Origin of the sequence: Mesorhizobium sp. B2-7-1, from assembly GCF_006440735.1 — a bacterium.
In the GTDB taxonomy this organism is placed as follows: Bacteria; Pseudomonadota; Alphaproteobacteria; order Rhizobiales; family Rhizobiaceae; genus Mesorhizobium.
Genome location: NZ_VFUA01000166.1, coordinates 1 through 9,437 on the forward strand (window position 1 = coordinate 1; position 9,437 = coordinate 9,437).

A 9,437-nucleotide genomic window follows, 5' to 3' on the forward strand; every position below is an offset into this window, starting at 1 on the left:
GGAATTTGAGCCCCCGGCCGAGCCGGAATTGCCGCCATTCCCGTTGCCGTTTCCACCACCTTTGCCGCCGCCGTTTCCACCGCCGCCGCCGCCTTTGCCGGCATAGGCCTTGGCCACGACGAGACCATCAACGGAGAGATTGAGAGGCGCGACGACAAGCGCTAGCGCAGCCAGCGCCGGCAAGACTAGCCCGCAGCCCCTGCGCGATGCGCGCATTCCGTTCTCCCCATGCCAGCCCTTCAGCCCGTCGGCCGAACTACCCCACCGGCAATGTCGCAGCATAAGCATCCCCAATCAGCAGGCCATAAGGAAGTGGCCCACGACCCTTGTCTTGTCCACTCGGACCTATTGCAATTTTTCCATAGGACCTAAGTCTTATTTCAACCACCGGATGCGGTCCGAGATCGCCGCCGCGGTCATTTTTTTCCAGGCCAACCAATCCCTTAACGGCCCGTCAGGCACGGAAGCGCTCACCGTTTGGCGGAAACGGCTAACCCCTGGGCTCCCTTTGTTTGAAGCAATTCCCGACGGACGGCCACGGCGCGGCCCCTAACCCGACCCGTTTCGGGCTTTTTTTCGGGGATCGCCGCTGTTCAGAAGATCGAATCAAGTGGGCAGAGGCACTGGCCGCCGCGCCGCAACCGCCGCGCCGAAGGCGGCGGCAATGACGGCGGCGATGCCCGCGCATTGCAAAAGGTTGAGCTTCTCGTGCAAGAACAGGAAGCCGGTCAGCGCGCCGCCCGCCGGCTCCAGGCAGACCAGCATACCGTAGACCTTGGCCGGCATGCGGGCCAGCACCAGCATTTCCAGATAGAAGGGCAGCGCGCTGGAGAACAGGCCGACCACGGCGGCGCCCGCCATGATGTGCGGGTCGGTCAGATAGGGTTGCGCGGCGCTGAAGCCGAAAGGCAGCGCCAGCACCGCGGCGATCGCCATGCCATAGGCGGAGGTGCGCACGCCGAGCTCGGCGCCGGCCTTCTGCGCGAAGATGATGTAGAGCCCCCAGCAGGCTCCCGCCGCCAGCGCCAGCGCCACGCCCAGCGGATCGAGCCCGCGGCTGATACCGGCAAAAGGCGACAGCAGCACGATGCCGGCTATCGCCAGCGCCACCCAGGCAAGATCGAGCACGCGCCGGGAGCCGAGCGTGGCGACAAACAGCGGTCCGGTGAATTCGAGCGCCACGCAGATGCCGAGCGGAATGCGCTGGAGCGCGGCATAAAACAGCATGTTCATGGCGCAGACGGTGATGCCGTAGGCGGCCAGCCAGGGCAGGTTCTTGCGCGAGGGCAACACCTTCCAGGGCCTCAGCACCGCCGCCAGCATCAGCGCGCCGATGGCGAGCCTCAGCATGGTCGTGCCTTCCGAACCCAGAACCGGGAACAGCCCCTTGGCAAAGGCGGCGCCGACCTGCACCGACAAGATGGCGCCGAGCAGGCCGAGCACCGGCATGGCGCCGACAGGGGTCTCTTGGTTAGCGGCCTGTGCTGTGGTCAATCCTGGCTCCATCCCCTGGTACAGGGATGGAGATAGGGCGCGTCGGTTGCGATGTCGTGAGGCAGGGCGAGGTGGATGGGTGGGACAAGGCGGGCGACGGCTCACCGCCTTCGTCATCCTAGGGCGGAGCAAGAAGCGCACCGCCGAGTTCTGTGTCGAACGTCGCGGCATATCCTCGGGTCAAAGCCCGAGTATGACGAACCGTTGGCGCGGCTCCCGAAGGGCTGGCGCGACAGCGACCCCCTCTGCCCTGCCGGGCATCTCCCCCACAAGGGGGGGAGATCGGCCACTCACCCCGCCATGGCGAGCGGCATGGCGCTCTTGTTGGGGATCTGGATGTCGATCTCCAGCGTCGACATGGTCGCGCCGCGGTCCATCGAGACCTGGAGGTAGTCCTGGTCGATCTGCACATGCTTGGCAATGACCGCCATGATCTCTTCGCGCAGGATGGAGACGAGGTCGGGCTGGCCGCGGCTTTGGCGCTCATAGGCAAGCAGCAGTTGCAGCCGCTCGCGCGCCACCGGCGCGCTGGTGCGCCGCTTGAAGAGGTCGAGGATGCTCATGCGGCCCTCCTTCCGAGCAGCCGGTCGAGGAAGCCCTTGCGTTCGAAGGGGACGACCACCGGCAGGTCTTCGCCTTCCAGGCGTCTTGCCGCTTCGAGATAGGCTTTTGCGGCGGAATTCAGCGGCTCTGAAAGCGTGACGGGCGCGCCGAGGTTGGAGGCGCGGAGCACATCCTGGCTTTCCGGGATGATGCCCAAGAGCGGCGTCGACAGGATTTCCAGCACGTCGTCGATCGACAGCATCTCGCCGCGCGAGGCGCGCGCCGCGTCATAGCGGGTGACCAGCACATGTTTTTGCACCACCTCGCCCTGCTCGGCCTTCATGGTGCGGGCGTCGAGCAGACCGATGATGCGGTCGGAGTCACGCACCGACGACACTTCCGGGTTGGTGACGATGACCGCCTCGTCGGCGAAGCGCATGGCGAGCTGGGCGCCGCGCTCGATGCCGGCCGGGCTGTCGCAGAAGACGTAGTCGAACACCGAACGGAGGCGCGCAATGACTTCGGCCACGCCCTCTTCGGTCAGCGCGTCCTTGTCGCGCGTCTGCGAGGCCGGCAGCAGATAGAGCGTCTCCAGCCGCTTGTCGCGGATCAGCGCCTGCGACAGTTTTGCGGTGCCCTGGATGACGTTGACGAGGTCGAACACCACGCGGCGCTCGGCGCCCATGATGAGGTCGAGGTTTCGCAAGCCGACGTCGAAATCGACCAGCGCCACCTTCTTGCCGGTCCTGGCCACGGCAGCGCCGAGCGCGGCCGTCGAGGTCGTCTTGCCGACGCCCCCCTTGCCCGAAGTGACCACGACTACCTTGCCCATATATCCAGCCTCCGTTGGCGCTTCTTATGTTCAGTCCTGCCGCTTGGGACACGGCCGACTCTTAACTACAGTTGCACGCGAAACCGGTCCGAAGCTTGCGCGTCAGCCTAGCGGCACCACGCACAGCGCATCGTTGTCGAGGAAGGCCTGCACGGCCTTGCCGCGCGACACGCCCTCCATCTCCTCGGCCGTGGTGTACCAGCCGTCGACGGCGAGCAGTTCGGCCTCGTTCTTGCGGCAGAAGATGCGCGCCGAAATATTGCCTTCAGAGCCGGCGATCGCGCGGCCGCGCAGCGTGCCATAGACATGGATCGAGCCGCCGGCGACGATTTCGGAACCGGACGCGACCGAGCCCAGCACGATCACGTCGCCATGCGGATGAAAGACCGACTGCCCGGAGCGGATCGGCGCCTTGATCATCAGCGTGCCGGCTGAAGGCGTCGGCACGGCGCCCTGCCCGGACCTTTCCGCTTCGGTCTGAGCTGGCTCGATCCTGACCGCTTCCAGCCTTGCCAGTTCGGGGTCGACCGGCTCATCGCCGGACATCTCGATAGGAGAGACTTCCGCCTGCGCCACCTCCGCGGCCAACTGGGGCATCTGAACAGCCTGCACCCGTTCCTCGGCGGCCGCTTCCAGCTCCTCGGCCCGCGCCTTGCGCGCGGCCCGGCCCAGCAGGCCTTCCGCGGTCGCCTCCTTGGCGCCGGCCAAGAGCGGCGGCAAATCCGGCCCGAGCTCGGCGCCTTCGAGCTCGATGGCATAGACGCGGATGCCGCGCGAGCCGAGCACGCCGACGAGGGCTACGATCTCCTCCGGCCCAGGCTGCAGGACGTTCAAATCCAGCACCACCGGGCGCCCGTTGAAATAGCCCGGCGAGTTGGCGATCCAGTGATCCAGCCCTTCCAGCCAGTCGGCGATCGGCGCCTCCGGCGTCAACGTGAAAGCGACGAAGGAACGGGCACGAAAGCGGATCGATTTGTTGTGCAAAGGGGCGGCGAAGGTCACGTCCGAGCGAATCCTTACTCAATGGTTAAAGGGTGCCGGGCGAATGGTTAACAAAAGGTTAATTTTGGGGATCGGGGCCGTTAAGGAAGTGGCGCGGCTAAGCTCTGTGGCAGCTCGGTGACAGGGCCTGCCGATGCCGCTATCGTCTCACCCCGAGCGGGCGGAAAGCAAGGGAGGTCTTGTCATGAGACTGGAGATCAGCAAGCCTGAGGATGCCGCAGCCGCCTTCGCCGATGCCTGGAACAGGCACGATATGGACGACTTCGCGGTGCTGTTTTCCGAGGATGCCAATTTCGTCAATGTCGTGGGCATGTGGTGGAAAAAACCGCGCCGAGATCGAAGCGGCGCACCGCGCGACTCATGGGGCCATGTTTCGCGACAGCCGGTTGGAGGGTATCGTCTCGTCAGTCGTCGAATTATCTCCGGGCCTCGCATCGCTGCACTATAGATGGACCCTGACCGGTGCGTCCGCTCCGGACGGCTCCCCCGCCGGAACACGGGAAGGCATCCTGCTTCTGGTGGTGAAGAAGGAACAGTCCGGCTGGCGGATAAAGGTGGCCCAAAACACCGACATTGTTCCAGGGGCGATCGCTCCCCCCTCCAACGCGAAGAGATAGCGGCCAAGCCCGCACGGCATGTGAAGCGCCTAATATACGAAGCGATGCGCGCCGACGATCCTCTTGCCCGAGACTTCCACTCTCTTCAAGAAGGAGACGGGCATGGGCATCGATCGGAAAGACAGCAAGCGAGCAAGCAAGGCAGGCGCAGCGATGGCAGCGCTGATGCTGCTTGCAGGATGCATGACGCATCAGCCGACTGGCATAGATGAACGCCAGACGAGCAGCATAAACCAATGGCTGACGACCGACGACGCCGACAAGGTGGTCAGCGCGATGAGCGCCAAGGGCATGATGCCGGCGACCATCAACTGCCGGTTCGCCGACACCACGCCTGGCCAGGTGGCTTACCGCTCGAAATTCACCTGGAAGCGGGCGCCTGCCAACACACGCTACCATTGGGAAGTCGGCGACCCGACCTACCTCGCGAGCAAGGGCGTCGCATCCAGCAGGACGGGCCTGCGGCGGGTGTTTGCGAAGACGGTGCGGGATGCAGACACTGGGCAGAAGGTCGGGTGCTCGATCTGGGCGAGTAGTAATTAGAGAAGCCAATTGCTGGCCCGCGACGGACACGGCTACGATTTCCCGACTTTAAGCGCCTTCGCCTCTCTAACGAGGGACTGCCAATTCAAACCGACAAAACGGATGAGTTCGAGCGCCTGAGTTCGGTGATGCCCGTCTGATGCATCAGCCTTTTGACGATCCCGTCAAATGTAGGCTGGCCGTTATCGTTCGCCATAAGGCATCCCGTGGTATTCAACGGCTCATTTGTAACGGTTCCACTGGCCAGACAGGAAACAAAGGCGCAGAGTACGATCTCGCTGGTGCGGCGAGGACAGTCCGGCTTGACCTCTTGCTAAGTAGGTCGGGCTGTCCAGGAGACTGTCCTTGGCTGCATCACGCGAACGGAGCTCTGCTTGCAGCTGGTTCCCCACCAACTGCCTAGCATCGTATCACTCGACCCTACCTCCCGTTCACCCATCCGATAGTCTCACAACAAACAGTGGTTGCTATGTTGCGCACACTGGCCTAAGCGCAGTGATGGCAAATGAAAAATTCGACCAGCCGGTAACGATTATCGCTGATCCGACCGGGGGGCAGGAGGCAATCGGCGATGCGGCCGTCTGCCTGGACTTCCTACTTCGAAGATGGCGCGGCAAGCGAAGCGATAAGCACCGCGCAGCCATTCAGGCCTGCACAGATGCAAACAGCGGGCGCCGACCGGCTTCATTCGCGCGCAAGGCGTTCATAGCGGCCGCCCGCGAGGCGGCCATTCTTGTGACACCTTAAGGTTGTTCGCGTAATCTGAAATTCTTACTTTCGATGTCGATGATCTCGCCGCAATTTTCGCACTCCATCTGGGTGTGAGTGCGTACCCAGCCCACACGCGTTTTTGCCTGGTGCCGACACTGAGGGCATTCCACATCGATTTCGAAGTGATCGGACTCTCGTTTTGTCATTGCGGTTCCAAGGCCGGTCGGCCTAACGCGACGTTATCCGTTATCTGTGCTCCCCCGCTCGTCTTCCTGCTCCACCACCTTCTCTTTCGCCACCTTGGCCGCGAGCTTCGCCTCCTTCTTTGCCGCCTTCGCTTGATCGCGTTTGCTGCGCTCATATCGATAGTTGGGCTTTATCGCCATGGTATTCCTTCCGGTTAGGCCGTGTACGCCAAGGGATTTGGACATGCCTAGGATCGGGAAGACAGCCCGCGAGATACAAGGCCCAAATTAAGAGGCACCTGCCAGGTGGCCACACGTCAAATCAGGCGATTGCGCTCTGCGATCTGACGTGCCCGCCGCACGGTGCCGTCAGTGTCGGCGAGCTTGCGCATTGCTGCCTCGTCCTTCCTGATCGTCAGCCGCGCGGACATGATGTTTGAAGACCTGACGATCGGCTTGACCGCGGCGGGCATCGTCTCGGGGGTTTTCATGGAACGCATCGGCATTATCCTTTCTTAGAGCAGCCAGGGCTAAGGCTATTCGCGGCTGCGTGCTTTTCGTGCGATATTGGCTTCCTGCTTATCGGAAGCCGGAAGCAGTGAGCGTGTAGGAGTTTCGGCGCTCGCGCGCATATGCTTTGCTGGCGGCGTCCTGGATGGAACTGCGCAGGGCGTCGAATGCCGAAAGGTATGCTATCTCGGCCGTTTCCCTACCCCCAGCATCGTCGTTAAATGTCCCAAGGGCCTCGACCTCGACGAAGAAGCGGACCTGGAACATACCATCGTGGCCAATGAAGCAGACGGCGCGGCGCGTTTGATCGAAGCTCCGGCTGGGATTTGGAAAGGCGAGCGTCATGGGTTGCCCACCCTTATTTCAGCATATTCAGTTGCTGGCCGGGTTCTATTCCATTCCTTTCGAGCCTCGACATTGCGACGGTTGAGATCCAGCATGCTCTTCGTCGCATGCGCATGCGTTAGCCCGACCATCGGAGCGCCGTCGACATGCACCGGAATTCCAGTGAAGACATGATAGACTGTCCAGGAATGATCCGCTTCGACACGGCGGCCGTATTGATGATCCCTGAAGGCATGGCCCGACAAGTCTCTATTGTTTTGCGAACAGCCGGATACGGCCTTGTGACCAGCCTCGGTTTTGCCGTTGGCCATGGGACTGTTCATGCCGGTCTTTCCTCGCTTTCCTGCGCGGCAATAATCTCCGAATAAAGCGCCGCGCCGTCCGCTTCGGAGATTGTGACCGCGTCCGGCCACTGCGGCATGTTCAGCGTCCTCGCCAAAAGTCGCGCGATCTCGATTGCATCGTCGAGATCGGTTGCCAGCACCGTCTCGCGACCGATGACGGCATGCGCGTCATCGGTGAGGCGCGTGCGATAGAATTCGATTACGACCTTCATCGAGACCCGCCGCGCGACGGCATCGAGCCCTTTGCGTTGAGGCCGGCGCCTTGATTGAACGGACTCTCAGGCTTGGTCAGAACTTTTTCCTGCTTTGCCTTCCTCATCTCGCGATTGGAGCACCGCTGTCCCTTGGCCATGTCCGAACGTCCTTTCGATCAGCATCAGGCCGAGGTCCGACGCCGGGGTTCCGGCCGATTCCAGCCTGTCCTCGGTCACTACCCGCTCATGCGGTTCGGTGTCGCTGCGGATGCGGTATTGCGGCGAGTTTTCTTTTGGCGGCAGCGTGCCGGTGACGTGGTAGACTTCCGCGGTCGATGTCCGGAAATCTCCCTTCAGACGGACCGCCTGTCCGATGTCGAACAACCGCGGCGGGGCGCCGTGCCGTATCGGCCGCGTGTTGCGCTGCATAAGGCTTGTCATGATTGTCTCCGGTCGTCATCGAGCGCCGCCTCGAGAGAGGCCGGTGATCGATGCTTTTACCGTGCGAACCCCACTGTACGGAGGATCGCCGGCAGGTGAATGAAAGCGGCCGCGTTGCGTTGCGCGGCGCAGGAAAGGCCCTTCCAGGCCTCTTCGTCGAGATCGGCAAGATACCCTGCGGTTGCGGCGCGTCTGAAGCGCGACAGCACCAAGGCAAAGCCAAAGCAGACGACGACGGACGACGCGATGCGAATGGCCACGATTGCAGCTTTCCCGTGAAAACATGCCAGGATGGACTTCCGCATTACTTCGGTCGAACCGCTGGAACGGTTCGCGGGTGCTGCCAGTACATCCGTGGTCAGCGCCCTGCGTCGTTCCAGGGTTCAAACGAGCAAAATGCCGCGCCGGAACGGCGCAACGCTTCGCTATCGAAAATTCGGAAAGGATTGGCGCGGCTCCGACGGGGCGAAAGCCAACTCAACCAAATCAACACTTTTTGTATGCGCCTCAATTGCGCTCAAAGCAAGACTTGTACGTCTAATATTTTTTTCCTGAGTAAATAGAAATCTCAGGTTTGGGCCTGAAACAGCGATAAATCGATTTGTAGGCGCTGAAATCTTCAGATTATTTCATCCAAAACATTTTTGGGCTTCCCTGCAATTATTCTTTCACTCCTATCCGCCAAATCCAAAGCCGTCTATAAGACGATAGGCTTGTCCCCGAAAAGGGCATCGAGAAATCCGAGCACTTGGCGGCAATGTGGGTCGTCCGGCGCACCGCTCTCCACTTCCGGCATTGCAATAACATTCGAGGTCGTATCCATGGCCAAGCGGACCTCCCGTGGCTTCGGCAAGTTTGGCGCGACGAAGCCTCAGGCCGCGGCGGAGCCGGCCGGATCGAAACGTATGGAAAATGCCGCGGAGATAATGCGCGGAGCGCTTTTCGCACACGGAAGACTCGCCTTGACGCTCTATGTTGCGCTGTGGATTGCAGCCGTGCTGGCGTCGGTATTTGTCCCTACGGGCCTGAGCGGGCTCGTCTAGCCGGCGCGAGACCAGAAGGATGCAAGCATGGCAAACCGCTACGCACTGAGGATGGACGAACCGAACAGTTGGACCGTTTTCGACGTCTTTACCGGCCAACCTGCCGAGTTCGAGCAGAAGCCGACAGTTGGAATCAGGACGCGGCACGCGGAAAAGCTTGTTGCTCAGCTGAATAGCCAAGATGCCCAAAGGCGCGAACAGGCCGGCAGAACATCCTGATCCGCGCCGATGCGAAAGTTGCCACACCGCAATCGAAGCAGCGCAGCTGGCACGTGCGAAACTTAGCCCTGCAATCATTGTCCCGGTGTGGCCCAACTGCGCTACCGCCTCTATAGGTTGGAGGTTCAGCTTCAGAAGGAGTCCGCCAGCGTGAGCAACGGCCTTTTATCTTCCCTCCGCGCCACCCTCCCCGACGCCAGCATTCGGGACAACGCCGAACTCGCCACCCGCGATCCGGGTTTTGACGCTCGCAATTTCGGCGCCTCGGCGCTGGTGCGGCCGCGCGATACGACAAGCGTCGCGGCGCTGGTGAAGTTCTGCGCGGAGCATGGCATCGGCCTTGTCGGCTACGGCGTCGAGGAGCACCACTATGCGACCGTCGGCCAGACGCTGATCGAGACGCTCGACGCAGGC

At 62.0% G+C, this 9,437-nt stretch carries 16 protein-coding genes and 2 pseudogenes; 6 read left to right on the forward strand and 12 right to left on the reverse strand.

What is annotated here, in order from left to right:
• The 5 genes and pseudogenes from FJ471_RS35125 to minC form a co-directional block, all read right to left on the reverse strand.
• Window positions 1–216 (reverse strand): annotated as a pseudogene (locus FJ471_RS35125) (hypothetical protein); the annotation flags it as partial.
• Between the two features lie 390 nt (window positions 217–606).
• Complete coding sequence (locus FJ471_RS33090; RefSeq protein WP_246684897.1) at window positions 607–1,494, reverse strand: DMT family transporter; 888 nt, start codon at window positions 1,492–1,494, stop codon at window positions 607–609.
• Window positions 1,495–1,784: 290 nt separating this feature from the next.
• The gene (gene minE / locus FJ471_RS33095; protein WP_140809894.1) at window positions 1,785–2,057 is read right to left on the reverse strand and encodes a cell division topological specificity factor MinE; all 273 of its coding nucleotides are present in this window, start codon (window positions 2,055–2,057) and stop codon (window positions 1,785–1,787) included.
• A complete protein-coding gene (minD, locus tag FJ471_RS33100; protein ID WP_140809896.1) occupies window positions 2,054–2,869 on the reverse strand; it encodes a septum site-determining protein MinD in 816 nt (271 codons plus the stop codon). The genes minE and minD overlap by 4 nt, the downstream gene beginning before the upstream one ends.
• 102 nt (window positions 2,870–2,971) lie before the next feature.
• Window positions 2,972–3,871 carry a septum site-determining protein MinC gene (minC, locus tag FJ471_RS33105; RefSeq protein WP_140809898.1) on the reverse strand — a complete coding sequence of 300 codons (900 nt, stop codon included), beginning with the start codon at window positions 3,869–3,871 and terminating at the stop codon, window positions 2,972–2,974.
• 184 nt (window positions 3,872–4,055) lie between these two features.
• Here minC and FJ471_RS35460 point away from each other — a divergent pair, with 184 nt between their 5' ends.
• From FJ471_RS35460 to FJ471_RS33120, 3 genes are all read left to right on the forward strand, one after another.
• Window positions 4,056–4,319, forward strand: coding sequence for a hypothetical protein (locus FJ471_RS35460; RefSeq protein WP_246684898.1), 264 nt, complete (start codon window positions 4,056–4,058; stop codon window positions 4,317–4,319).
• Window positions 4,320–4,590: 271 nt separating this feature from the next.
• Window positions 4,591–5,031 (forward strand): hypothetical protein, encoded by a 441-nt coding sequence (locus tag FJ471_RS33115; protein ID WP_140809900.1) that lies wholly within the window; start codon window positions 4,591–4,593, stop codon window positions 5,029–5,031.
• A gap of 498 nt (window positions 5,032–5,529) precedes the next feature.
• A complete protein-coding gene (locus FJ471_RS33120) occupies window positions 5,530–5,778 on the forward strand; it encodes a DUF982 domain-containing protein (RefSeq protein WP_140809918.1) in 249 nt (82 codons plus the stop codon).
• Between the two features lie 203 nt (window positions 5,779–5,981).
• Here the strand turns inward: FJ471_RS33120 and FJ471_RS35020 are convergent, their stop codons facing one another.
• The 7 genes from FJ471_RS35020 to FJ471_RS33150 form a co-directional block, all read right to left on the reverse strand.
• On the reverse strand, window positions 5,982–6,128 hold the full coding sequence (locus tag FJ471_RS35020; RefSeq protein WP_181179925.1) for a hypothetical protein: 147 nt from the start codon (window positions 6,126–6,128) through the stop codon (window positions 5,982–5,984).
• Between the two features lie 116 nt (window positions 6,129–6,244).
• Complete coding sequence (locus FJ471_RS33125) at window positions 6,245–6,427, reverse strand: hypothetical protein (RefSeq protein WP_140809926.1); 183 nt, start codon at window positions 6,425–6,427, stop codon at window positions 6,245–6,247.
• A gap of 79 nt (window positions 6,428–6,506) precedes the next feature.
• Window positions 6,507–6,782, reverse strand: coding sequence for a DUF1488 domain-containing protein (locus FJ471_RS33130; protein WP_140809934.1), 276 nt, complete (start codon window positions 6,780–6,782; stop codon window positions 6,507–6,509).
• Complete coding sequence (locus FJ471_RS33135) at window positions 6,779–7,105, reverse strand: hypothetical protein (protein WP_140809942.1); 327 nt, start codon at window positions 7,103–7,105, stop codon at window positions 6,779–6,781. The genes FJ471_RS33130 and FJ471_RS33135 overlap by 4 nt, the downstream gene beginning before the upstream one ends.
• The gene (locus tag FJ471_RS33140; protein ID WP_140809960.1) at window positions 7,102–7,338 is read right to left on the reverse strand and encodes a hypothetical protein; all 237 of its coding nucleotides are present in this window, start codon (window positions 7,336–7,338) and stop codon (window positions 7,102–7,104) included. The genes FJ471_RS33135 and FJ471_RS33140 overlap by 4 nt, the downstream gene beginning before the upstream one ends.
• A gap of 66 nt (window positions 7,339–7,404) precedes the next feature.
• Entirely contained in the window at window positions 7,405–7,749 is a 345-nt protein-coding gene (locus FJ471_RS33145; protein ID WP_181179926.1) for a hypothetical protein, read from the reverse strand.
• 68 nt (window positions 7,750–7,817) lie between these two features.
• Complete coding sequence (locus tag FJ471_RS33150) at window positions 7,818–8,021, reverse strand: hypothetical protein (protein ID WP_140809976.1); 204 nt, start codon at window positions 8,019–8,021, stop codon at window positions 7,818–7,820.
• A gap of 561 nt (window positions 8,022–8,582) precedes the next feature.
• On the opposite strand from FJ471_RS33150, the gene FJ471_RS33155 reads away from it, so the two are divergent.
• The 3 genes and pseudogenes from FJ471_RS33155 to FJ471_RS33165 all read left to right on the forward strand — a co-directional run.
• Window positions 8,583–8,804 (forward strand): hypothetical protein, encoded by a 222-nt coding sequence (locus FJ471_RS33155; protein ID WP_140809984.1) that lies wholly within the window; start codon window positions 8,583–8,585, stop codon window positions 8,802–8,804.
• A gap of 27 nt (window positions 8,805–8,831) precedes the next feature.
• Complete coding sequence (locus tag FJ471_RS33160) at window positions 8,832–9,023, forward strand: hypothetical protein (RefSeq protein ID WP_140809992.1); 192 nt, start codon at window positions 8,832–8,834, stop codon at window positions 9,021–9,023.
• A gap of 150 nt (window positions 9,024–9,173) precedes the next feature.
• A pseudogene (locus FJ471_RS33165) lies at window positions 9,174–9,437 on the forward strand (hypothetical protein); the annotation flags it as partial.